25 protein-coding genes are annotated in these 24,981 nt (G+C 32.6%); 15 read left to right on the top strand and 10 right to left on the bottom strand.

Translation table 11 applies throughout. The annotated features are described in order from the left end of the window. The 11 genes from BP92_RS0110190 to BP92_RS0110140 form a co-directional block, all read left to right on the top strand. On the top strand, positions 1-311 hold a 311-nt coding region (locus tag BP92_RS0110190), incomplete at its 5' end, for a transposase (RefSeq protein ID WP_026725979.1). Positions 312-462: 151 nt separating this feature from the next. Then, on the top strand, positions 463-915 hold the full coding sequence (locus BP92_RS0110185; protein WP_026725978.1) for a hypothetical protein: 453 nt from the start codon (positions 463-465) through the stop codon (positions 913-915). Positions 916-945: 30 nt separating this feature from the next. Beyond that, the gene (locus BP92_RS0110180; protein WP_026725977.1) at positions 946-2,406 is read left to right on the top strand and encodes a lipopolysaccharide biosynthesis protein; all 1,461 of its coding nucleotides are present in this window, start codon (positions 946-948) and stop codon (positions 2,404-2,406) included. 1 nt (position 2,407) lies between these two features. Continuing rightward, positions 2,408-2,842, top strand: a complete 435-nt coding sequence (dut, locus tag BP92_RS0110175) for a dUTP diphosphatase (protein ID WP_026725976.1) — start codon at positions 2,408-2,410, stop codon at positions 2,840-2,842. A gap of 100 nt (positions 2,843-2,942) precedes the next feature. Next, positions 2,943-3,953, top strand: coding sequence for a sugar phosphate nucleotidyltransferase (locus tag BP92_RS0110170; RefSeq protein WP_026725975.1), 1,011 nt, complete (start codon positions 2,943-2,945; stop codon positions 3,951-3,953). Further along, positions 3,954-5,321, top strand: a complete 1,368-nt coding sequence (locus tag BP92_RS0110165) for a tetratricopeptide repeat protein (RefSeq protein WP_084329717.1) — start codon at positions 3,954-3,956, stop codon at positions 5,319-5,321. Next, on the top strand, positions 5,322-6,086 hold the full coding sequence (locus BP92_RS0110160) for a DUF4292 domain-containing protein (protein WP_026725973.1): 765 nt from the start codon (positions 5,322-5,324) through the stop codon (positions 6,084-6,086). It begins immediately after the preceding gene. 46 nt (positions 6,087-6,132) lie between these two features. Then, positions 6,133-7,371 (top strand): murein hydrolase activator EnvC family protein, encoded by a 1,239-nt coding sequence (locus tag BP92_RS0110155; RefSeq protein ID WP_026725972.1) that lies wholly within the window; start codon positions 6,133-6,135, stop codon positions 7,369-7,371. 70 nt (positions 7,372-7,441) lie between these two features. Then, positions 7,442-8,395 carry a 2-hydroxyacid dehydrogenase gene (locus BP92_RS0110150; protein WP_026725971.1) on the top strand — a complete coding sequence of 318 codons (954 nt, stop codon included), beginning with the start codon at positions 7,442-7,444 and terminating at the stop codon, positions 8,393-8,395. A 79-nt stretch (positions 8,396-8,474) separates the two neighbouring features. Beyond that, on the top strand, positions 8,475-8,861 hold the full coding sequence (locus BP92_RS0110145; RefSeq protein WP_026725970.1) for a DUF4234 domain-containing protein: 387 nt from the start codon (positions 8,475-8,477) through the stop codon (positions 8,859-8,861). After that, positions 8,827-9,300: a DUF2752 domain-containing protein gene (locus tag BP92_RS0110140; protein ID WP_245598375.1), complete on the top strand. Its 474-nt coding sequence runs from the start codon at positions 8,827-8,829 to the stop codon at positions 9,298-9,300. Before BP92_RS0110145 ends, BP92_RS0110140 begins: the two co-directional genes overlap by 35 nt. Positions 9,301-9,336: 36 nt before the next feature. Here BP92_RS0110140 and BP92_RS16100 read toward each other — a convergent pair whose 3' ends face one another. Together BP92_RS16100 and BP92_RS0110130 are read right to left on the bottom strand one after the other, a co-directional pair. Then, positions 9,337-9,699: a DUF805 domain-containing protein gene (locus BP92_RS16100; protein ID WP_035693272.1), complete on the bottom strand. Its 363-nt coding sequence runs from the start codon at positions 9,697-9,699 to the stop codon at positions 9,337-9,339. 32 nt (positions 9,700-9,731) lie between these two features. Continuing rightward, positions 9,732-11,522: a GNAT family N-acyltransferase gene (locus BP92_RS0110130; protein ID WP_026725968.1), complete on the bottom strand. Its 1,791-nt coding sequence runs from the start codon at positions 11,520-11,522 to the stop codon at positions 9,732-9,734. Between the two features lie 195 nt (positions 11,523-11,717). Between BP92_RS0110130 and BP92_RS0110125 the strand changes: the two genes are divergently transcribed. The 3 genes from BP92_RS0110125 to BP92_RS0110115 all read left to right on the top strand — a co-directional run bounded on the left by BP92_RS0110125 (position 11,718) and on the right by BP92_RS0110115 (position 14,665). Then, positions 11,718-12,479 (top strand): exodeoxyribonuclease III, encoded by a 762-nt coding sequence (locus tag BP92_RS0110125; protein ID WP_026725967.1) that lies wholly within the window; start codon positions 11,718-11,720, stop codon positions 12,477-12,479. Positions 12,480-12,556: 77 nt separating this feature from the next. Continuing rightward, positions 12,557-13,522, top strand: coding sequence for an OmpA family protein (locus BP92_RS0110120; protein ID WP_026725966.1), 966 nt, complete (start codon positions 12,557-12,559; stop codon positions 13,520-13,522). 102 nt (positions 13,523-13,624) lie between these two features. Further along, positions 13,625-14,665, top strand: a complete 1,041-nt coding sequence (locus BP92_RS0110115) for an aldo/keto reductase (protein WP_026725965.1) — start codon at positions 13,625-13,627, stop codon at positions 14,663-14,665. A gap of 74 nt (positions 14,666-14,739) precedes the next feature. Here BP92_RS0110115 and BP92_RS0110110 read toward each other — a convergent pair whose 3' ends face one another. From BP92_RS0110110 to serS, 7 genes are all read right to left on the bottom strand, one after another. Continuing rightward, positions 14,740-16,344, bottom strand: coding sequence for a DUF4139 domain-containing protein (locus BP92_RS0110110; RefSeq protein WP_026725964.1), 1,605 nt, complete (start codon positions 16,342-16,344; stop codon positions 14,740-14,742). A gap of 12 nt (positions 16,345-16,356) precedes the next feature. Beyond that, positions 16,357-16,887 (bottom strand): hypothetical protein, encoded by a 531-nt coding sequence (locus BP92_RS0110105; protein WP_026725963.1) that lies wholly within the window; start codon positions 16,885-16,887, stop codon positions 16,357-16,359. A 67-nt stretch (positions 16,888-16,954) separates the two neighbouring features. Further along, positions 16,955-18,307: a magnesium transporter gene (gene mgtE, locus BP92_RS0110100; protein ID WP_026725962.1), complete on the bottom strand. Its 1,353-nt coding sequence runs from the start codon at positions 18,305-18,307 to the stop codon at positions 16,955-16,957. Continuing rightward, the gene (gene rsmA / locus BP92_RS0110095) at positions 18,297-19,076 is read right to left on the bottom strand and encodes a 16S rRNA (adenine(1518)-N(6)/adenine(1519)-N(6))-dimethyltransferase RsmA (protein ID WP_026725961.1); all 780 of its coding nucleotides are present in this window, start codon (positions 19,074-19,076) and stop codon (positions 18,297-18,299) included. The genes mgtE and rsmA overlap by 11 nt, the downstream gene beginning before the upstream one ends. A gap of 1 nt (position 19,077) precedes the next feature. Beyond that, the gene (locus tag BP92_RS0110090; RefSeq protein ID WP_026725960.1) at positions 19,078-19,404 is read right to left on the bottom strand and encodes a DUF4286 family protein; all 327 of its coding nucleotides are present in this window, start codon (positions 19,402-19,404) and stop codon (positions 19,078-19,080) included. 46 nt (positions 19,405-19,450) lie between these two features. Continuing rightward, on the bottom strand, positions 19,451-21,226 hold the full coding sequence (locus BP92_RS0110085) for a tetratricopeptide repeat protein (protein WP_026725959.1): 1,776 nt from the start codon (positions 21,224-21,226) through the stop codon (positions 19,451-19,453). Between the two features lie 74 nt (positions 21,227-21,300). Beyond that, entirely contained in the window at positions 21,301-22,572 is a 1,272-nt protein-coding gene (gene serS / locus BP92_RS0110080) for a serine--tRNA ligase (RefSeq protein WP_026725958.1), read from the bottom strand. A 244-nt stretch (positions 22,573-22,816) separates the two neighbouring features. On the opposite strand from serS, the gene BP92_RS16095 reads away from it, so the two are divergent. Next, complete coding sequence (locus BP92_RS16095; RefSeq protein ID WP_084329715.1) at positions 22,817-24,541, top strand: M1 family metallopeptidase; 1,725 nt, start codon at positions 22,817-22,819, stop codon at positions 24,539-24,541. Between the two features lie 149 nt (positions 24,542-24,690). Here the strand turns inward: BP92_RS16095 and BP92_RS0110070 are convergent, their stop codons facing one another. Further along, a complete protein-coding gene (locus BP92_RS0110070; RefSeq protein ID WP_150111911.1) occupies positions 24,691-24,966 on the bottom strand; it encodes a hypothetical protein in 276 nt (91 codons plus the stop codon). Positions 24,967-24,981 lie beyond the last annotated feature (15 nt).

Below are 24,981 nucleotides of genomic sequence, written 5' to 3'. Positions count from 1 at the left end.
GAGGATATCTGTCTGATAGTATACAACTCGATTTATTCCAATCAGCAAATATTAAATTGGAAACGCCAAAAAGAATGAATCAAGTGAATTATAAACCACAGCCGTATGTTTTCAGAAAAGCAAGAAAAAGAATTGAAACTTTATTCTCGCAACTGTGTGACCAATTTTTAATTAGAAGAAATTATGCTAAAACTTTTGAGGGATTTAAAACTCGAATTCTAGCCAAAATAACAGCATTAACTCTAGTTCAATATATCAATAAATTTATCTTTGATAGACCAATAAATAAAATCAAAAATCAATTAATTTAATTTCACCCAACGGGTTAATAAAACTATTGTTTTCATGTTAAATGCCGTAAGAAAATTACCAAAGGCGAAAATATTTAAATTAATTTGTAATTAACTTCGTTTTGGTTCTTTTTTTGCTTTAATTTAGTGTGAATTTAAAAATCGAGGCATCATGAAATATTTAGTAACAATTTTATTGAGTTTAGTTATAATCTCTTGTAGCTCCACACATATAATTGCGCAAGATAATATTGAATCTGCTACTTATCAAGGCTGGATTGGTGGTGTTCGTGGAGGCGGTGGAGGAATTAATTTTAATTTAAAATTAAAATCTGAATTGCCAAAAGGAGTAGAGTTAAAACGCGTTATTTTTAAAGGTTTTGAAGTGCCATTTACCCAGCAAGATGCGTTGTCTTATAACGCTGCAATAATTACAGGAGTCAATCAGGAAAGATTTGAGGGAGATAAAAAAAGCACATCCTCTAGTCCAAAAAACAATATAGAACTTAAAGATAATGAGGCTATTCTAGTATTCTCAAAAAACGGCAAAGAATACCAGCAAAAAATTACCAATGTAACTGAAAAACCAGCTTTAGAATATCCTTCTGCTAGACCAAAGTTTTAATTATATTTGTTGTCTATAAATAAATAAAATTTGAGCCTCTATAAAAGTCTTTTTAAACAAACGGCAATCTACGGCATAGCAACGGTTTTGCCTAGAATTATCAGTTTTATTCTAAATCCCATTTTCGTTTATTACCTTACGGATAAAGAAAAAATGGGAGAAGTTTCCGTTATTTTTTCCTATTTAGTTTTCTTCAATGTGATTTTATCTTATGGAATGGAAACGGCTTTTTTCCGATTTTATAATTCTGAAAATGATAAGAGTAAAGTAATTTCTACATCTACTATTTCGCTTTTTTGGTCAACAATTGGATTTTTAGCATTATTTCTTTTGTTTCGAAAAGATTTAGCACTTTGGTCAGAAGTCAATGTGGAATACATTGTTTTTACCATTTGGATTTTAGCTTTAGATGCGTTGGCGATTATTCCGTTTTCCAAAATTAGAGCTGAAGGTCGTCCCATAAAATATGCGGTGATTAAGATTTCAAACGTATTAATTAATTTATTACTTAATGTTTTCTTTTTGATTCTGTTGCCTGATTTTGCAAACGAATCTTCGAATCCGTTCATTCAAACGATTTATCACGATGATTTTCAAATTGGCTATATTTTCGTTGCGAATTTAATTGCAAGTTTAGCTACTTTACTTTTCGTTTTACCTGATTATTTCAAAATCAAATGGCAATTCGATGCAGATTTGTGGAAGAAAATGATGCAGTACGGATTGCCCATTTTAGTCGCTGGAATTGCCTTTGCCATCAACGAACATTTCGATAAAATTTTATTAGATTGGATGAATGTCGACATGGCGGATATTGGAGCTTATTCTGCTTGTTATAAAATCGGAATGTTTATGGTGTTGTTCCGTACGGCTTATACATTAGGAATCGAACCCTTTTTCTTTAGTCACGCTAAAAATGAAAATGCACCACAAACCTATGCTACGATTACCAAGTTTTTTGTCATTTTCGGTTCGTTTATTTGCTTAGGCGTTATCGTTTTTGCCGATATTTTGAAATTGATTTTAGTTCCAAAAGACATTTATTGGGACGCGATGGATGTCGTGCCACTAATTGTTCTAGCCAATTTCTTTTTAGGTATTTATACGAATTTATCCGTTTGGTACAAACTAATCGACAAAACCCGAATCGGTGCTTACATTTCTATTGTTGGAGCAATTGTAACTTTAGTTTTAAACTTGATTTTAATTCCAATGATAAGTTACATGGGTTCAGCAATTGCTACTATTTTGGCTTACGGAACCATGATGTTTATTTCGTATTACATGGGGCAAAAGAAATATCCAATTCCTTATGACAAGAAATCGATTTTCACCTATTTGGGATTGGCAATAGTGCTTTCAGGAATTTCATTTTATGTGCCAATTTTACGTGAAACTTACGTATTCGGAATTGCAGCTATCTTGTTTTTTGCGTACTTTGTGTACCGAAACGAAAAAGAAACCATTTTAACGATTATCAGAAGAAAATAATATGCAAATCAAAATTATCAATAAATCCAATCACGAGTTACCAAACTACGAAACCATCGCTTCGGCTGGAATGGATTTACGCGCCAATATTTCAGAACCAATCACTTTAAAATCACTAGAAAGAACCATCGTAAAAACCGGACTTTTCATTGAATTACCGATCGGTTACGAAGCACAAGTACGTCCAAGAAGTGGTTTAGCAGCCAAAAAAGGAATCACCGTTTTAAATTCACCAGGAACAGTTGATGCTGATTATCGTGGAGAAATTGGCGTGATTTTAGTAAATTTATCCAATGAAGATTTCGTAATCGAAAACGGAGAAAGAATCGCCCAATTAATCATTGCCAAACACGAACGCGCCGAATGGATTGAAGTAACCGAATTATCAGAAACTTCAAGAGGAGAAGGCGGTTTTGGAAGTACGGGAGTGAAGTAAAGTCTTCAGAATAATTTGTTCAGAAAAACATCAAAAATATAATCATAGCGAACTTTGCGAAAAACCCTTGCGAACTTTGCGTTTAAAATAAAAACATAACATGAAAATAATCGTACCTATGGCAGGTCGTGGTTCACGCCTTCGTCCACATACTTTAACAGTTCCAAAACCATTAATTCCAGTAGCTGGAAAACCAATCGTTCACCGTTTAGTGGAAGATATTGCTGGTGTTTTAAATCAGAAAATAGACGAAGTAGCTTTTATTATTCATGAAAGTTTTGGTAAAAAAGTAGAAGAAGATTTAATTGCGATTGCTCAAAAGTTAGGCGCAAGAGGAACGATTTATTATCAAAACGAAGCATTAGGAACTGGTCATGCGATAATGTGTGCGAAAGATTCATTGGAAGGTCCAGCAGTTATTGCTTATGCGGATACGTTAATTCGTGCCGATTTTGATTTGGACACTACTGCGGATAGCGTAATTTGGGTAAAACAAGTGGATCAACCAGAAGCTTTTGGTGTGGTAAACTTAAATGATAATGGCGAAATCATCGAATTAGTAGAGAAACCAAAAGAATTCGTGTCGGATTTAGCAGTTATTGGGATTTACTATTTCAAAGATATTGCGGTGTTGAAAAACGAATTGCAATCGGTTTTAGATAACAACATTATTCATGGTGGCGAATATCAAATTAACGACGGTATCAAACAAATGATGGCAAAAGGCATGAAATTTGTACCAGGACAAGTAGACGAATGGATGGATTGCGGAAATAAAGACGTTACTGTTGAAACCAACACGAGAATGCTAGGTTTTTTACATAACGATGGCGAACATTTGGTTGATTATGATGTGAAATTAGAGAATTCAACTATTATTCCACCATGTTATATCGGGGGAGATGTAGTGTTGATTAATGCTACGGTTGGTCCAAATGTTTCTTTAGGAAAAGGATGTCACGTAATTGATTCAACAATAAAAAATAGTTTGATTCAAACTCACGCACATATCAAAAATGCGAATTTAGATAACGCGATGATAGGAAATCACGTGAATTTTGATGGCAATTTTACAAGCATTAGTATCGGAGATTATTCGGTTTTAGAATAGATGATAAAGAATAAACACATAGCTTTTTTGGCGTTCCTGCTTTTTAGTTTTGGGAATCACTTGTTCGCGCAAGAAAATCCCGATACAATTGCTTTGGTGGATGACCAATTAGAAAATAATTTTTACGAAGCTGTGAAACAACGTGGCATCGAAAATTACGATAAAGCCATTGTGGCGATTCAAAAATGTATTGAGAAAGAACCTAAAAATGCAGCTTTTCAATATGAATTGGGTAAAAATTACTTGAGCCTTAAAAATTATGTCGATGCGGAAAATGCCTTCAAAAAAGCCGTCGAGTTAGACAACAAACAACGATGGTATTGGAACGGATTGTACGATGTGTATTATCAAACGAAAGATTATCAAAAATCAATTCCCATTGTTGAAAAATTAGTAGAGTTTGATGCCAATATGAGAGAAGATTTGGTTTCGCTTTACATGAACACAAACCAACACGCGAAAGCCTTGGAATTGTTGAAAGACATGGAATCGAAATCCAAGTTGACCAGCACTATGGAATTCTATAAATTGAAGATTCAAGAATCAAACGCTTATTCAAAACCACAGAAAGAACAATTAGAAGAAGCGATTAAAAAGAGTCCAAAAGTAGAACAAAATTATATCGATTTGATTGTTTTGTATATAAACTTTAATCAAGAAGATAAGGCTTTTGAAGTGGCAAAACAATTGGAAAAAGAAATTCCAAATTCTGAATGGGCACATGTAAGTTTGGTAAAATTCCATTTGAATAATAACGATGGTGAAAATGCTTCTAAATCGATGTTCAAAGTTTTGGACAACGATAGAATGGATTTAAAAATCAAACATCGTGTTTTTAATGAGTTCTTAATTTTTGCTGTTAAAAATCCAACTTATTTAAAAGATGTAGATAAAGCAATTCCTTATTTTGATAACGACAAAGAAATTAATGTAGCAAAAGAAGTAGCCAAATTTTTCTGGAAAAAGAATGATTTAGAAAATGCGACGAAATATTTTGAGAAAGGAATCAAAAGAAATCCCAATGACTTAGAAGCTATGGAATTGAATTTAGAAGTTTTAATTCAGAAGCAAGATTTTCAATCAGTAACTAAGAAAGCAGAAGAATATTTGGAGTCATTCCCTACCCAAGTTGGGTTTTATTTTTATGCCGGTTTAGGATACAATCAACTTAAAGAATATAAAAAAGCAAAGAATATTTTAGAAAATGGCTTGGATTTTGTTGTTGAATTTAATCCGTCAGAATCTGGAATTTACAACAATCGTTTCAATGTTAATTTTTACAAACAATTAATTATCAGTTGCGAGAATTTGAATGATAATGCAAAAAAAGAAACGTATACCAACAAATTAAAGCAATTACAAAAATAAATGAAGTCAATTATATCAGCCTTTTTAATCGTTTTTTTAATTGGATGTAAGCCAAAACAAACCGTTGCAACAGCTGCAGCAAATGAAAACACCGAAGTTTCAAAAGTAATCAATGGTCATTACAAAAATCAACATGATTTTAAAACCTTGAATATAAGGGCAAATGCTAAATATGAGGATGAAAAGCAATCACACTCAATGAATGCTGATATCCGCATCAAAAAAGACGAAATTATTTGGATTAACATTAAGTTTCTTGGAATTCCAATGGCAAAAGCAATGATTACTCCAACCAAAGTTAGTTATTATGAAAAAATAAATAATACGTATTTTGAAGGTGATTTCAGTATGTTAAGTAATTGGTTAGGAACTGATTTAGATTTCAACAAAGTGCAGAATTTATTTCTTGGAAAAGCAATTGACGATTTAACAAAAGATAGATGGATTTCTGAAGTGGTGGATAAAATGTTCAAATTGTCTTCGCCAACAGATGTTGATGTTTCTCAAGAGTTTTATTTTGAAGGGGCTAATTATTTATTAAAAAAAGAAACAATAAAACAAGTAAGTCAAAATCGAAATTTAGAAATTCGTTATCCTTCGTACAAAGAAGAAAAAGAGATGTTTTTACCAAACGAAATCAATATTAAAGCAGAACAAAAAAGCAAAGTAACTATTGATATTGAATACAAGCACACAACATTTAATGAAGATTTGAGTTATCCTTATTCAGTGCCTAGTGGTTACACCGCAGTTGAAATCAATTAATTTTTTATTTAAGTAAAAAAACTACCTTTGTAAAAATCCTTGTTGCATGAATCAATTTCTTAAAATCGTATTTTTCTTTTTCATTACAAGCCTATGTTTTGCTCAACCTTCGGAACAGCAAAAACTAGAAGAGCGCAAAGCACAAATTCTGAAAGAAATTTCAGAAAATAAATCGCGTTTAGAAACCGAGAAGAAGAAAGAAAAATCGGTTTTAACCCAAATTAATCAGCAAAAACAGTTGATTCAATTAAGACAAAAATTATTGAATACTACCGCAAAGCAAACGCGTATTCTAAGCGATGAAATCTATTTGACGCAATTAGAAATGAACAAGTTAAATAGAGAATTAAAAGTTCTAAAGGAAGATTACGAAAAAATGATTGTAAAATCATATAAAAGTAGAAACGAGCAAAGTAGAATTATGTTTATTCTTTCTTCTGAGAATTTCCTCCAAGCTTACAAACGAATCCAATACATGAAACAATATGCAGGATTCAGAAAAATGCAAGGGGAAGAGATTAAAGACAAGCAAACAAAATTATTACAAGCCGAAAAACGTTTGTCTGAAAGCAAAAAGGAAAAAGAAGTTGTTTTAGCACAAACTGAAAAAGAAAAGCAAGAGTTAGAAAAAGAAAAACAAGAACAAGAACGCTTAGTTAAATCGATACAAAAAGATAAAAAGAAATTAGCAGCTGAGATTGATAAAAAACAGAAAGAAGCTAAGCAATTAGAAAAGAAAATTAAACAAATTATTGCTGCTGAGATTGCTGCCGCTAATAAAAGAAATTCCGAAAAATCAGGAACTCCAGCTCCAAAGGCAGGAACTGCTGATGCTACGAAATTCATGTTAACCCCAGAAGGGAAAATAGAATCTAATAATTTTAAAGCGAATAAAGGAAAGTTGCCATGGCCAGTAGAAAAAGGAAATATTTTTCAAAAATATGGTGATCAACCACATCCAATACATAAAAATTTAGTTGTTCATAATAGTAGTATAGAAATTTCTACTGAAAAAGGAGCCTCTGCAAGAGCTGTTTTTGCAGGAGAAGTTTTCCAAATTCAGGTAAATGAAAACAATAGAAATTGGAAAGCAGTTTATGTTAGACATGGAGATTTTATTACTATTTATATGAATTTATCATCTGTTAATGTAGTAAAAGGACAAAAAGTAAACATTAAACAAAAATTAGGAACTATACATACCGATAGCTCTGGAAGTACAACCATGAAGTTTGCAGTTTTACAAAACACAACCTATTTGAACCCTGAATTATGGTTAAATTAAAAAAAATGAGGTCAAATTGGCCTCATTTTTTTTGAATCAATTTTGTACTTTTATATTTCAATAGAAAATCATGAATTTATCCCAAATTAAAATACTTCACATAGATAGTAATCATCCCTTGCTTTGGGAACAATTAGAGCAAGCCGGTTTTCAAAACGAAGCAGATTTTACGTCATCTAAACAAGAAGTAGAAGCTAAAATTGAAAACTATCACGGAATTGTCATTAGAAGTCGCTTTAAAATTGACAAAACCTTTTTAGATAAAGCTATTAATTTACAATTCATAGCTCGAGTTGGTGCTGGTTTAGAAAGTATCGATTGTGATTACGCTACAGCGAAAGAAATTCATTTAATAGCGGCTCCAGAAGGAAATGCCAATGCCGTTGGTGAACATGCTATCGGAATGTTATTATCACTTTTTAATAACTTGAACAAAGCCAATAACGAAGTAAAATCGGGTCAATGGAAACGAGAAGCCAATCGCGGTCATGAATTAGAAGGCAAAACAATCGGAATTATTGGATATGGAAATATGGGAAAATCTTTCGCAAAGAAACTTCGCGGATTTGATGTAACCGTTTTGTGTCATGATATCTTGCCGAATATGGGAGATAGTAATGCTAATCAAGTTTCATTATCTGAACTTCAAGAAAGAGCTGATGTTTTGAGTTTGCACACACCTTGGACACCTGAAACTGATAAAATGATTAATGCTGATTTTATTAATCAATTTAAAAAATCATTTTGGTTGATTAATACCGCAAGAGGAAATTCGGTGGTAACAGCTGATTTAGTTGAAGCATTGAAATCAGGTAAAATTTTAGGTGCAGGTTTAGATGTTTTGGAATACGAAAAACTATCTTTCGAAACTTTATTTGAAGGTGAAAAACCAGCCGCTTTCGAATATTTATTACAAGCTGAAAATGTATTGCTAACACCACATATTGCAGGATGGACTTTTGAAAGTCATCAAAAATTAGCGCAAACGATTGTAGATAAAATAAAAGCTATTTACGCAAATTAGTTTGTAACAAAATTTGACAAGTTAGACTTATATGTAATATTTTTATATATTCGTAAAAACTAACTAAAACTAAAAACAAATGGAAGTAACTAACCAACAAGAGACTTGGAATCAGCCAAACAACAATATTCCGGTATTCAAAATTGACCCAATTATGGTGTTATTATTAAGTTTTATAACTTGTGGATTGTATTTAATCTACTGGAATATAAAAGTAGCAGAAGTTATAAACGCAGTGTCAAACAGAGAAGTGATTTCTACGCCAGTAGCTGTTTTCTCTGGATGTTGTTTGCCTGTAAATTTATATTTTTATTACGTTTTAGGTAAAGATGGTTTGCCAAATGTATACAAAAGAACAGGAGAATTGAATAAAGATCAATCTACTTTATTAATTATTCTAGGTTTGTTTTTTCCTTTTGCAGCCGCTATGATTGTTCAAGGAGATATTAACAGATTATACAATTAAAAAATTTATTTTAAATAGAATTTTAGGTATTACAGGTGCGGTTTTAACACTTGTAATACCTTTTGTTTTATGGCTTCAAAACAGCAATCATTCGTTAGATAAAGAGCAGTCTTTTTGCCCACTAAAAGCTACAACAGGTTTTCCTTGTCCGTCATGCGGAATCACAAAATCAATTGTTTATTTTTATGATGGAAATTTGCTCAAAAGTTTGAGTTTTCATCTTTTTGGACCATTAGTTGTGGGTTTTTGTTTTTTTATTATCGTTCTTTTTTTAGTTGAACTTAAAACAAAGAAAACTTACTTTAGAAAATGGTTTTATAACCGAAAATTAGCTTATTATTTAGCTGCTTTTCTAATAGGATATCACATTATAAGATTAATTCTTTTTGTTCAAGACAATTCTTGGAATGACATTGTACAACAAAGTATTTGGAAATAAAAAAGGCTTACAAATTCGTAAGCCTTTTTTATTTTATTATTCTTGAGGTGTTCCAATTTCGTTAATCTCGTCTATTGGATTCTTTGGGTTTGGACCATATTCATTCACCGTTAATTCTCCTTCAGTCAATGCTAAGATTAAGTTATAAATTGGGATTAAAATATACCATCCACTTTTGCCAACATCATGCATTCTTCTTACGCCTACAGCAATTGATGGTAATAAAACTGCTAAAGAATAAAATAAATTAATAAATCCTGTTTTCAAGACAAATAAGTCTAAGAAAGTTAAAGAATAGCTAAAAATTAGATTGAACAAGAAAAACATCCAATATTCTTTTCTTCTGGCTCTACCTTCAAAGTTTGCATAATTCTGCAAAACACTTAAGTAATACTTCATAATAAAATTAGTTTATAGTTGGTTAGTAATTTTTAGCCTTTCTCTTTTCTTTCTAATTCCGCTTGAAATTCTTCCATAACCGGTTTCATGGTGCTTTCTGGAATATCTGATATTCGAATGTACATTAATCCGTCAACCGCATTATTAAATAATGGATCCACGTTAAAAGCAACAACTCTCGCGTTTTGTTTGATGTATTTTTTAATTAAAACCGGTAAACGTAAAGATCCTGGTTCTAATTCATCAATAATTTTATCAAATTTATTTAAGTCGGATTCTGTTTCGTTAAAAACAAAATCTTTATCAGCATCTTTTAGTTTTACCTTAAATTCTTTCTTCGGATGCACATATTGCGCAATGTATGGATCGTAATAGTGCGACTTCATAAACTCAATCATCAACGATTTTGAAAATTCAGAAAACTGATTACTAATACTTACGCCACCAATTAAATATTTATGTTCAGGATAATGTAAAGTTGTGTGTACAATTCCTTTCCATAACAAGAACAATGGCATTGGTTTTTGTTGGTATTCTTTAATGATGAAGGCTCTACCCATTTCGATAGATTTACTCATCATGTCATACAATTCTGGTTCAAAACGGAACAATTCATGCAAATAAAAACCATCAATTCCGTGTTGTGGATAAATATGAGAGCCTAATCCCATACGGTAAGCTCCAGCGATACATTGTGCTTCTTCATCCCACAAAAACATGTGATGATAATATTTGTCGTAAGGATCCAAATCTAACGATTCGTTGGTTCCTTCACCAACTTCCCTAAACGTAATTTCGCGTAAACGACCAATTTCGTGTAAGATATTTGGAATTTTATCAGCAGTTACGAAGTAAACTTCATAATTTTTACTTTGTAATAAACGATAATCTCCTTTTTTCAAACAAGCCATCTCTTCCAAAATTTGATCGTGATTAGCTGGTTTTGCAATTTGTTTAGGAGGTTTTGGAATACTTAATTTTGGTAAATTAATTTTACTTTCATCCTCAAAAGCATTGGAAAGCATATAGGTTTTCTTTCTCAAGAATTCTCCATAACTTTCAATATCTTGGTATTCATTTTGTTCTGCTACCGAAATAGGTTTTCCAATACGAACTTTAATTACTCTATCTTTTTGAGTAAGTAATTCACTTGGTAATTTAGCGGTTCTAAGTGTATCATCAATTTTAGATAAGAAGTAAAATAATTTACTATTCTTAGCATGAAAATAAATGGGAACCACAGGAACTTGTGCTTTACGAATCACTTTGATAGCGCCTTCTTCCCAAGGTTTGTCTACTACTAACTTACCATCTTTGTAAGTAGAAACTTCTCCTGCAGGGAACATTCCCAAAGGTTTTCCATCGCTTAAATGACGTAATGTTTCCTTAATTCCAACAACGCTTGATTTTGCATCTTTATGATTTTCAAACGGATTTACCGGCATGATATACGGCTTCATCGGTTCAATGCGGTGTAATAAAAAGTTGGCGATAATTTTGAAATTTGGTTCTCTTTCAAGCATTAATTTCAACAACAAAATACCGTCAATTCCGCCAAGTGGATGATTAGAAATGGTAATATAAGCGCCGTCTTTTGGTAAACGTTTTAAATCTTCTTCTGGGATTTCAAATTTGATTTGGAATTCATCTAAAATAGCATTTAAGAATTCCAATTCACTCAAATGTTTGTTTCTATCATAAATTTTGTTCAGCGTAGAAATCTTAAGCACTTTCATAAGCAACCAGCCCGAGAAAGTCCCGAAAACCCCATATTTGTCAGCATTTATCGCTTTTGCAACTTCTTTAGCAGTAACTAAACCCATTTATTTTTGTTTATTGAGCAAGAAACAAAGATAAGAATTTTGCTGAATTTTCAGCACTTTTCATCAGGTAATAAAAAAGGGTATTTTGTTAGATTTTTTAGTAGTCTGATAGTTAGTAAATTATGAATTCCTTAGATTCTAAACTTTATTTTTAAAAACCTTTTTCCTATATTTGGTCAAAAGCTAGAGAAGTAAATGAAAATCATATCATACAACGTTAACGGAATTCGAGCCGCCATTACCAAAGGATTTTTAGAATGGTTGCAACAAGCGAATCCAGATGTTATTTGTTTGCAAGAAATTAAAGCAACCGAAGACCAAATTCCAAAATTAGAAATTGAAGCAGCAGGTTATCCATATCAATACTATTTTCCAGCGGAAAAAAAAGGGTATAGTGGTGTAGCGATTTTGTCTAAAATTGAACCAAAAAAGGTAGTTTATGGAACAGGAATTCCTCACATGGATTTTGAAGGACGAAATTTACGTTTGGATTTTGATGGTTTATCGGTAATGAGTTTGTACCTTCCATCTGGCACAAATATTGATAGATTAGATCATAAATTCAAGTATATGGACGACTTTCAAAACTATGTAAATGAGTTGAAAAAAGAAGTTCCTAACTTGGTAATTTGTGGAGATTATAACATTTGTCACGAAGCTATCGATATTCATGACCCTATCCGAAATGCAAAAATTTCTGGTTTTTTACCCGAAGAACGTGCTTGGTTAGATGGTTTCATGAAAAGTGGATTTATCGATACCTTTCGCCATTTAAATAAAGAACCACACAATTACAGTTGGTGGAGTTATAGAGCTAATGCTCGAAATAATAACAAAGGTTGGAGAATTGATTATTGTTTGGCAGCCGAACCTTTGAAAGATAAAATTCAAAGAGCCTTAATTCTGCCAGAAGCCAAACATTCTGACCATTGTCCAGTTTTAGTAGAAATTAAATAAAAGTTCAATTACAAGATCAAATTCAAAGATCAACGTCAAACTTGAAACCTGAAAAATCAATTATAAAAAAAAACAAAATGATTAGAAAAATTGCCCTTGCTTGTGTAGTTTTAAGTTTAACTACTTCATGCGTTTCTAAAAAAATCTACCAAGATTTAGAAAACAAATATGCCGATTTAAAGAAAGAACACAACGCTTTATCGGATGAAAATACCACTTTAAAAACCGATAAAAATCAGTTAGAAGCGGATAAAAATAAACTGCAATCGGAATTAGATAAAACTAAGGCAGAGCGCGATAAATTAGCAGCAGATTATGCAGCAACCAAAAAGAGTTTAGACAATCTAAAAGCTTCATACGCTGCACTTGAAAAAGATAGCAATGATGCTTTAGAAGCTAATATTAATAAAAACAGACAATTGTTGGCTGAGTTAGAAGCAAAACAAAAAGCTTTAGCAGCGGAACAAGATCGTTTAAATAAATTGAAAAAAGACCTAGAAGCATCTTCAGCACGTTTAGCTGAATTAGAAAAAATGATGGCTGATAAAGATGCTGCTATGAAAAAACTGAAAGAAACCTTATCTAAATCGTTAAAAGCATTTGAAGGAAAAGGATTAACTGTAACGGAAAGAGATGGAAAAGTATACGTTTCAATGGAAAATAAATTACTTTTCGAATCTGGAAGTTGGACTGTAGGTTCTGAAGGTAAAAAAGCGGTGGATTTAGTTGGGAAAGTTTTAGGTGACAATCCAGATATTTCTGTTTTAATTGAAGGTCACACGGATAACGATAAAATCACTGGTACTATTGGTGGTGGAGTGGAAAATAACTGGGATTTATCTACAAAACGAGCAACTGCAATTGTGAATATTTTATCGGCTAATGCTAAAGTGAAAAAAGAGAATTTAACAGCAGCAGGTCGTGGTGAATTTGCGCCTTTAATGAGTAACGATACGGCAGAAGGAAAAGCAAAAAACAGAAGAATCGAAATCATCTTAACGCCTAAGTTAGATGAGATTTCTAAAATGTTGAATGAACTATAACATTTCATAAAAGATTGATAAAAAAGGCTTGAGTTCTAAATTCAAGCCTTTTTCTTTGGTTGAAACTTTGTAACTTTGAACTTTAAATTTTCAAATTCTGAAATGAACTATACAACACTACCTAATACCGAACTAAAAGTCAGTAAAATCTGTTTAGGAACGATGACTTTTGGAAATCAAAATACCGAAATTGAATCGCATTCGCAATTGGATTACGCAATTGAAAAAGGAATTAATTTTATCGATACAGCTGAGATGTATCCTATTGGCGGAAACGCTCAAATCTTTGGAAGCACAGAACGTCACATCGGAACTTGGATTAAGAAAATTGGTGCTTCGGAACGTGAGAAATTAGTATTAGCTACCAAAATTGCTGGACCAAATAGAGGAATGGAATACATTCGTCAGCCATTGGATTTTTCTAAAAAAAGTATTCACGAAGCGGTAGAGTTGAGTTTGAAAAATCTTCAAACCGATTATATCGATTTGTATCAAATGCATTGGCCAGAGCGTGTAATGAACATGTTTCAAAAACGCGGTGTTCAGGAAATTGATACCAAATGGCAAGACAATATTTTTGAGGTACTAACAGTTTATGATGGATTAATCAAAGAAGGAAAAATCAAACACATTGGGGTTTCTAATGAAAATCCGTGGGGTGTTATGCGCTTTTTAATGGAAAGTGAAAAACACGGTTTGCCAAGAATTTCCACGATTCAAAATCCTTTTTCGTTATTGAATCGTTTATATGAAGTTGGTTTGTCAGAAATTGGAATGCGTGAAAATGTTGGGTTGTTAGCCTATTCGCCATTAGGTTTCGGATTTTTATCTGGGAAATATTTGAACGGTTATCCTGAGAATTCACGTATGAAATTGTTTCCAAATTTCGTTCGTTATACCAATGAAAATTGCTTCAAAGCAACCAAATTATACAAAGAATTAGCAGAAGCTAACGGTTTAACATTAACCCAAATGGCAATTGCTTTTGTACATCGTCAAAAATTTGTGACTTCTACTATTATTGGAGCTACAACTATGGAACAATTGCAAGAAAATATTCAAGCTTTTGACACCATTCTATCAGACGAAATCGTAGCTGAAATTGAGAAAATTCAAGAATTAATTCCGAATCCAGCGCCTTAAAAAAAGTAATCAGTGTTCAGTTATAAGTTATCAGTTATATACTGAACACTTACTTCTGAACACTGAACACTGATTTACAAATTATCTATAAACTTATCCTTCGGATATTTGATTTTATAACTGATTCGATATTTCTTCGTTTCTCCAGCTCCAAGTTTTACATCCCAAGTTAGAATTCCGGTTTCTGGGTTTACTTTGGCTTTTCCGTTGTCTAATAATTCTATTGTGATTTCTTTATCAGTGCTAATTGGATATTGATCTTTTAGCAACATTTCAATCGCTTCTTTTTTGTTGTTTTTTATGGTGATATCGTAAGTGAACGTTTGTTCTTTATAACCTGATAAGAATTTAGTTCCCGATTTATCTGCGATTTTTTCACGTTTGATGGCAATTTTTTTATCTCTTCCCATGCTTAAATTCAAGGTGTCAGAAGTTTGATTTGGGTTAATCATTGTTTTGCCTACATACATTCCTTCGAAGATTATATTTGCTTCCCCAGGTAATAAATTGAATTTAGAATATTCGCTAATTTCAGCTAATAAAAAAGCTTCTTTTTCTGCTTTTGGAACCGCATAATATTTATATGTTGCAGGTAATTTCAAATCTTTCAAGGCTACACTATGTGCTTTTCCATTGGATAAAATGTCATATGGAATGTCAATATCGAAGGAAATATTCAATTGATTTTCATTAATGGTAGTGTAGTTTGAGATTGAAGATTGTGGAGCTGAATCTTTTTTTATACCATAAGCAGTAACCACAACTTCATTCATTTTAGTGTCATCATTTGTATAACCATATGTTCTTGGATAACCAAATCGTAAAAACCAAGCTTGTAAAATAGGAGCCGTATTGTTTTGATTTGGATTACCACTTGAAAGTGTCAGTTTTACTTTTTTCCAATCGATTCCGGTGTTTTGTACCACTTTTGCTTTGTACATTAAATTGATTGGCGAGTTTATGTTGTCAGCGCGTAAATCGTAAAATGGAGACCATGAAGCGTTGTTCGTTAGGTAATTGATGTCTAAATTTACAGAACTTGCTGCATCAGTCATCACTTGTAAAACTAATTTCCCTTGTGACGTTTTTTCTTGTTTTTGAGTGTTCAATTCTAATTTAGAATTCAGTTTTGATAGTTTGTCTTTTAACTTGTTTTCCTTTTCATAAAGCACATCAACCAAATTACTCAATTCATTTCTTTTCGCTCTGTAATAATCTACTAGTTTCATTAATTCGGTGACATTCAATCCAGAATTTTGTCCCGCTACATTTTGATTTTTATCTAATAAATCAATGGTTTTGGCATAGGAAACTTTTTCGTTTGCAATTTTTCCCATCTCTTTTTCGATGATGGCAATGCTATCACGAACTCTTTTTATCATCGGATTGCTTTCATCAATTTCGTATTCCGAAATAAAATTTCGTGTAAACTGAACGGATAAAACCGTAACATTAGCCGGAGCACCAATTTGAATGGTGTTTTCATTTACGTAATCCGCTACATTTTTAATAACAATTTCGCTAGTTCCAGAAGGAAGTGTAACGGAAGCCGATTGTAATAACTCAGCCGAATTGCTATAAACAGTTGCGCTTTTAATTTTAGCGGAAGTAAAAATAGGTTTTTGAGCAAATGCAATTGCAGAAACCAGAACGATTAACAGTGAAAATATTTTTTTCATTTGATATAGTTTTTAGTTTATTCTTTTTAAATAATAATTGGTTTTTCTGAACCAACTTGATTGATTTCCATTAGGATAACTGTGAATGTATTGTAAAGTAATGTGATTGTTTTTTAGAAAAATAATTGTGAATTTTCCATTTAATGGAGCTCCTCTGTTCATGTAAGACAATTCAGATGGGAGTTGATTAAATAGAATTTCTTTTTGACCAATTGTTTGAAAGAAGTCTTTTAAATCTTTACCAGTAACGATGTTGTTTCGTTTTCCGATGTATAAATTATTTATTTTATAAGGATTATTTGGCATTGATTCCTGCCATCCAGTTTCGTGTAAATATAAAAGTTCCCATTTTGAGTCAGCTGATATGGAATCAATTTTTGCTGGAATCGAAATTTTTTTAATGATTTTCGTGTGTTTGGAAATAGAATCATTTATAGTAACCTGATTTAGTTTTTTTTCAAATAAGAAACGCTCTTTAGTCTCTTCTTGTGAAAATGATGTAATTGAAGTTAACAAAATGAATGTCAAAATTATTTTTTTCATCTCTATAAACTTTTGTGTTTATTCTATAGAGTGAAATAAAATGGAAAAGGTTGGGAAGTAAGTGAAATTAAATCCCCAAAATAATCTTAGCAATCGTAAAATAGGTCAAAATCCCTAAGATATCGTTACTCGTCGTAATAAACGGACCTGTTGCTAATGCAGGGTCAACTCCGTATTTATTTAAGATAATTGGAATAAAAGTTCCAATTAACGATGCCATAATAATTACTGAAAGTAGCGCAATTGAAACTGTGTAACCAACATGAATTTCGTATCCTAATAAAAAGTAACTACCTAAAAGTAATATGGCAGAAAGAATAATTCCGTTAAGTAAACTTAAGGAAAGTTCTTTTAATAAACGCTCGACAACTGGTCCAATAATAGTGTTGTTTGCTAAACCTTGCACAATAATAGCAGAAGATTGGACACCAACATTTCCTGCCATCGCAGCAATTAATGGTGTAAAGAAAAATAATTCAGGATGTAAATCCATTACGGGTTCAAAGATTCCTAAAACGTGTACCGAAATAAATCCCCCAAATAAAGCTAAAACCAACCAAGGCAAACGTGCTTTTGTCAGTTCCAAAATGCTGTCATCGGCTTCAACGTCCTGCGAGATACCGGCTGCTAACTGGTAATCTTTGTCGGCTTCTTCTTTGATGACATCGATAATATCGTCAATGGTAATTCTTCCTACTAATCTTCCTAATTCATCTACAACCGGAATGGCTTCCAAGTCGTATTTTTGCATGATTCGGGCAACTTCTACATCTTTCGTGTCTACTTTTACGTAATCTACTTTTTTGATGTAAACATCGCTAATTGGGGTTTTGGTTGAGGTTGTCAATAAATCTTTTAATGATAATCGACCTTTCAATCGTTCCTCATCATCAACCACGTATATAGAATGTACTTTTGATACATTTTCAGCTTGCGCGCGCATTTCTTTCACACAAGTTAAAACGTTCCAGTTTTCGTTGACTTTCACCAACTCTTTTCCCATCAAACCACCGGCAGAATCTTCATCGTAGCGTAATAAATCTACAATGTCTTTGGCGTGTTCAACGTCTTCTAATTCCGAAATTACTTGCTCCTTTTTATGTTGCGGTAATTCGGCAATAATGTCGGCAGCGTCGTCGGTACTTAATTCGTCAAGCTCTTCCGCAATTTCTTTTGGAGAAAGATTACGTAAGATTTTTTCACGAACTTCTTCATCTAATTCTAGAAGAATTTCAGCTGTTTTTTCAGAATCTAAGGTATTAAAAATGTAAGCAGCGCCATAATCATCGAGTTCTTCCATGATTTCGGCAATATCAGCAAAGTGAATATCTTCAAGAAGCAAAAGTAATTCTTGCGACTTGTTTTCACTTATAAGTTGTTCTATTTCAGATAGAAACTCTCTGCTGATTTTAAACTCCATCGGCTGCTATTTTTTGGGTAATATCTATAAATTGTTCCACCGTCAATTGTTCCGGACGGAGGTCAAAGATAGTGTCTAATTTTAAATTATCAGAAAAATTGAATGTTTTTAAGCTATTTCGCAAGGTTTTTCTTCTTTGTTGAAAAGCAGTTTTTACCACTCTAAAGAATAATTTTTCATCACACGGTAATGAATAATCTGCTTTTCTTCTTAATCGTAAAACACCTGAATCTACTTTTGGTGGCGGATTAAAAACACTTGGCGGAACAGTAAATAAATACTCTGCTTCATAAAAAGATTGGGTTAAAACCGATAAAATTCCGTAGGTTTTGCTTCCTTTTTTCTCGCAAATTCTTTCAGCTACTTCTTTTTGAAACATCCCAGCAAATTCTGGAATTTGATCGCGCATTTCTAAAGTTTTGAATACAATTTGTGTCGAAATGTTATAAGGGAAATTGCCAATAATAGCAAAAGGTTCGCCATTGAAAACTTCGTTTAAATTGTATTTTAAAAAGTCTTTCGAAATGATATGATTTTCTAATTTTGGATAGTGAACGCCCAAATATTCCACCGATTCTTTATCGATTTCAATTACAAAGGTTTCGGTTGGTTTGTCCAATAGATATTTGGTTAAAACACCCATTCCTGGACCAATTTCCAAAATTTTTGAATAGCCTTCAAGCGAAAGTGTATCGGCAATATCCTTTGCGATGCTTTCGTCTTTTAGGAAATGTTGTCCTAAGTGTTTTTTTGCGGTTACTTTTTCCATTTTAGTTTGTTTCTCCGTAGAATTCTTCAATCACTTCTAATTCCGTTCTAAACGCTAACATTTTATCAGCGAAAAGTTGTAAGCCTTCTTGACGTAATCTTGGCGCGTGATTTTGGTAATAGTCTTCTAATTTAGCTCTAGAATCGGTGAAATATTGTACGGCATAAGTTGTTCCTCCCATTTCTTCTTCAACCAATACGCGAACCATTTTAGCATTGGTAAATAAACCAGTCGCTAAAACATCGTTAATATGTTTGTTCTGCATCCATTTTAACCAAGCGGAATGAATGCTTTCGTCTACGTTTATCGTTACGTTGTATATAATCATTGTTTATGTTTAATCGTTTAAGTGTTTAGTTGTTTAACTTTTTTCTCTAAATTGTCGAATCACCTCGCAATGTTCTGTATTGTTTTCTACTTTCGGTGTAATACAAACTATCGGGATGTTCTAAAACTACTTTTTCGTATAATGCTTTTGCTTTTTCGTTGTCTAAAAGATGTTTTCTATAAATTTCTGCCGAAAAGTATAAGGCTTCATCTTTATAAATTCCGTCTTTATGATTGTCTAATATGTTTTGATAATACGTTAAAGCTTTGTTGAAATCGCCTTTTTCTTCATAGATTTTTCCAACTTTGAATAAGGTTCCTTCTTCGATGCTTTCGCCTTTGTGTTTTTGTAAAATGGCTAAAAAGAGTCGAAGTGCTTCTTCTTTTTTATTCTGATACAATTTTAAATCCGCTGTTGAATAGGCTTGAAGTGCTACTCGCAAACTGTCTTCGGCCGAATTGTCTTGGATAAGCAAAAACATTTCGATCGCGTCATTTGCAATTAACAAACTTGGCGATTGTTTCAAAACTTTCACTTGTTGCAAAGTCCAATCGAAATCTTTTTTATAGAAGTTCGCTTTTGCTAATTTTAGACTAGCTTCGTGTGCTAAAACATCATTTTTCAAGTTGTCTTCTACTTGTGCATAATACAAAATGGCTTGATTGAATTTTTCATCATACACCATAATATCCGCCAATTCCATTTTAACTTCTGATTGTTCTCTCACATTTAATGGAAGTTTTAAGGTGTTTTGCAACAGCTCAGTTCCTAATTTTGATTGATTTAAATAAAACGTTTTAAAGTGAGCGGAAAGAATTTGCAAGTCTATTGAATACGGACTAATACCATATTTTTTTAATAACTCTTGAAGTTTCAAATCAATAGCAGGATAGTCTTTTGAAGTTGCCGATTCCATTTCCATGGAAATTAAAAAATGATGCGCTTGCATTTGTAAATCTAAGTTTTGTGTAGTTTCTAAAACAAAACTTAGAATCGTTTTCGCATCTTCATATTGTTTTTCTTCCATTGCCATTTTAGCAAGGGTAACAATATTTATAAATGAATCAGGATTTCTTTTGTAAACTGCTTTCTCTTGAATAAACGCTTTTCCGTATTCTTTTTGTTGTACAAAAAACCAACTCAAAAATTGGTTCCAATAGACGTCCTGCGACTTTTGAGTTCTTAGCAATAAGTTTTTTCGAATAGTGGCTGCAAAAGAACCATCGGAATCGTCCATTAAATAACGATTCAGCTGATTTTGAACCATCTGAGTTCCGTCAGGAGTGTTGAAACCATAATCTAATAATTTATTTAGCATCAATTCCAAATTACCTAATTGCCCTTGAATCATGGCGATTTGGTAATCGAAATTTAGATTTGGGTTTAATTTTTGACCTTTTTCATAGGCTTTTAATGCCCATTCTAATAATACTTTTCTTTCGAAAACACTTCCTAAATTGTATGCAAAATTGGCATTTTTATCAATTTCATTAAGGGCTTCTTGATATTTTTTATCGGCTTCAGACTGTCTTTTTTGTAGTTGATAAACATAGCCTTCTTCTACTAAAAGAGTAGGGTTGTTGTTTTTAGGCTTTAATTCATTTATAAATTTTAACGCTTTATCATATTGTTGTAACTGTTGGTAACAATACAAAAGTTTGTCCAAATATAAATGTTTGTTTTTTGTGTAAACTTCCTCAAGAATGGTTGCAGCTTTTTCGTATTCTCCAGCATCAATATAATTAAATGCCAATTGCTCATTTTGTGCCGAAACCCAAAACGAGGACAAAAACAAAATGAAAAAAGCTATTTTTTGCAACATAAATAAAACAAATAATGTACTAAAGTAACACTTTTTAGCGTCAAATTAGTACATTATTTTATAAAGATTAACGTTTAGTTAATGATGTCAAATCCAGTATATTTTCTTAAAACTTCAGGAACTACGATACCTTCTGGTGTTTGGTAGTTCTCTAAAATTCCAGCTAATACTCTTGGTAACGCTAATGAACTTCCGTTCAACGTGTGTGCCAATTGGTTTTTACCTTCTTTGTCTTTGAAACGTAATTTTAAACGATTTGCTTGGAAGGTTTCAAAATTAGATACCGAACTAATTTCTAACCAACGTTCTTGAGCTGTTGAATACACTTCAAAATCATAGGTTAAGGCAGAAGCGAAACTCATGTCGCCACCACATAATCTTAGAATTCGGTATGGTAATTTCAATTCTTGTAAAATTCCTTTTACGTGTTCCACCATTCCATCTAATGCTTCATAAGATTTATCAGGATGTTCAATGCGAACGATTTCTACTTTGTCAAATTGGTGCAAACGATTTAAACCACGAACGTGAGCACCATACGAACCTGCTTCACGACGGAAACATGGCGTGTATCCTGTACAAAGAACTGGTAAATCATTTTCATTTAACAACACATCTCTAAAGATATTCGTTACTGGAACTTCAGCTGTTGGAATTAAATACAAATCATCAACGCCTACATGGTACATTTGTCCTTCCTTGTCCGGTAATTGACCAGTTCCAAAACCGGAAGCTTCGTTAACCATATGAGGAACTTGGTATTCTAAGTAACCAGCATCGGTGTTTTTATCAAGGAAATAAGTGATTAAAGCGCGTTGTAATTTGGCGCCTTTTCCTTTGTAAACTGGGAAACCTGCTCCTGTGATTTTTACTCCTAATTCAAAATCAATTAAATCGTATTTTTTTGCTAATTCCCAGTGAGGCAATGCGCCTTCGTGTAATTGAGGAATTTCACCTTCTTGAAAAACGTTTAAGTTTTCTTCAGGTGTTTTTCCCTCTGGAACGATGTCGGCTGGTAAATTAGGTAATTTGTATAATTCTTCTTGTAATTTAGCGGCAAATGTGTTTAAAACTTCGGTCAATTCTTTGTCTTTTTCACGAAGTTGAACCGATTTTTCTTTCAAGATTTCGGCTTTCGCTTTTTCGCCACTTTTCATTAAATCCCCAATATCTTTGGATAGCTTATTTGACTCAGCTTTGATAGTATCTAATTCCACTTGAGTTGCTCTTCTTTTTTCGTCTAGTGCAATAACTTCTTCAATGGCACTTTTAGCATCTAAGTTTTTCTTAGCTAATCGTTTTACTACTTCGTCTTTGTTTTCTCTAATGTACGCTATCTGTAACATAATATATAGGATTTTAAGGATGCAAATTTAAGAAATTGGATTCAGATAATACATAAAAAACGATTTCACTTATGTGTTTTTATGAATTGATGAAATTCTTACAAAAAGCTGTATTAAAATAAAGATATTATTGTATATTCGCTTGATTTTTATGTAAATTGATAATTTTAAGCTTAATTCTGTTGGGTTTTAATAATGTTAAATTACTTAGAAGTTGCCTCCAAAATTTTATAACCTACAAAAAATGAAAAAAATTACTTTAAGTTTATTACTCTTATTTGGAGTTATCGGTTTTGCCCAAACGGATAATTCTGAATTTGATAGAATGGTAGAAGCAGAAATGAAGTCGGCTTCAGCAACCATAAATTTTAGAGCCAACCCCAATACTCAAAATTATGATATTAGTTATCATGAATTGCGATTTAATGTAGATCCGAATAATACCACCCCATATATTAGCGGAATAGTTACCACAACTTTTACTGCATTAAGCGATATGAATGTTGTGACTTTTGATATGGCAACCGAATTAGTAGTGAGTTCTGTAACAATGAATAGTTCTAGTTTAACTTTTAGTCAAAGCAATTACGAGTTAAATATTAATTTACCTGCTACTTTGGCTACAGGTAATTCTGCAACAGTTGTAATTACATATGCAGGTTCTCCGCCTCAAGCGGAAGGGGCATTTACTAGAGGAACTCATAGCGGTACTCCTGTGATTTTTACACTTTCTGAACCCTACGGAGCAAGAGATTGGTGGCCTTGTAAACAAGATTTGAATGATAAAGTAAATTCAATAGATGTTTATATTACTGCGCCATCTGCTTATGTTAGTGTTTCTAATGGGATAGAGGTTTCTCAAACTATTTCTGGAGCAAATAAAACCACTCATTTTCATCACGGTTACCCAATACCAGCTTATTTGATAGCTATTGCAGTAACAAATTATCAAATTTATAATCAGCAAGGAGGATTAGGAACTGTCGCAAGTCCTTATTTTCCTATTGTGAATTATTTATATCCTGAAAGTTATGCTTCTGCAACTTCTGCAACACAATTAGGAACTACTCCAACAATTATAAATTTATATGAATCTTTATTGGAGCCTTATCCGTTTAGAAATGAAAAATACGGACATGCTCAATTTGGTTGGGGTGGCGGAATGGAGCATACAACGGTTTCTTTTATGGGTAGTTTTGGAAGAAATTTAATCGCTCATGAAATGGCACATCAATGGTTTGGTGATAAAATCACATGCGGTTCTTGGAAAGACATTTGGTTAAATGAGGGACTTACAGAATACATGTCTGGATTAGTAGTTGAAAATTTAGACGGAGCTACTCCATTTGTGACTTGGAAAACTAATAAAATAAATTCTATTACCTCACAAACTACTGGATATGTATATCTTCAAGATTCTGATTTAACAAACGTAAATAGAATATTTTCTTCTAGATTAACATATGATAAAGGGTCTATGGTAACGCATATGTTGCGTTGGGTGATGGGTGATGCAAATTTTTTCCAAGCTTTACGTAATTATTTGTCTGATTCTAATTTGGCTTACGGGTATGCCCTTACAAATAATTTAAAAAGTCATTTGGAAGCAGTTCATGGAAGTAGTCTATCGGAATTTTTCAACGATTGGCTTTACATGCAAGGCTATCCTACATATACCATTACGGCTCAGAATTGGGGAGCTGGTCAGGCAAAAATTACAGTAAGTCAAGCACAGTCGCATGCGTCAGTTTCTTTTTTTGAAATGCCTTTACAAATTAGACTAACAAGTGCTGGAGGTGTAAATCATGATGTGGTTGTAAACAACACTGTTAATAATCAAGAATTTGTAGTGCCAGTTCCGTTTGTTGTGACTGGAGTAACATTTGATCCAAACAAACATATTATTTCTAAAAATAATGTGGTAACATTAGCAAATGCATCGTTTCGCGGCTTCATGAAGTGGCGATGAACCAAGACCAAGCCTTTACAAATATAGAAAAAACTTTTAATTAAAAACCTTTCCAATTTCTGATAAATCCCTTGCCTCGCCATTTCTTGAAACCGCTGTTAGTGGCTGCCCTTTCTTCTGATTACTAAACGTCATATTTAATGTAGTAGTTATAAATCTTTCTGCGTACGTAATAAATCTAAATGCGGAAGCAATAATTCTTTTTGCGTATGTAATAAATCTAAATGCGGATGCAATAAATTCTTCTGCGTATGTAATAAATCTAAATGCGGAAGCAATAATTCTTTCTTCGTATAGAATAAATCTAATTGCGGAAGCAATAAATACAAATGCGGACGCAATATTTCTTTTTGCGGATGCAATAAATATAAATGCGGAAGCAATAAATACAAAAGCGGTAAGAAGAAAACTAATTGCGGTAGCAATTAGTTTGTTTGCGG

The organism is Flavobacterium sasangense DSM 21067, from assembly GCF_000686885.1.
Lineage (GTDB): Bacteria > Bacteroidota > Bacteroidia > Flavobacteriales > Flavobacteriaceae > Flavobacterium > Flavobacterium sasangense.
The sequence above is the reverse complement of the archived record's forward strand: the minus strand, read 5'-3'. Positions and strand labels throughout refer to the sequence as shown.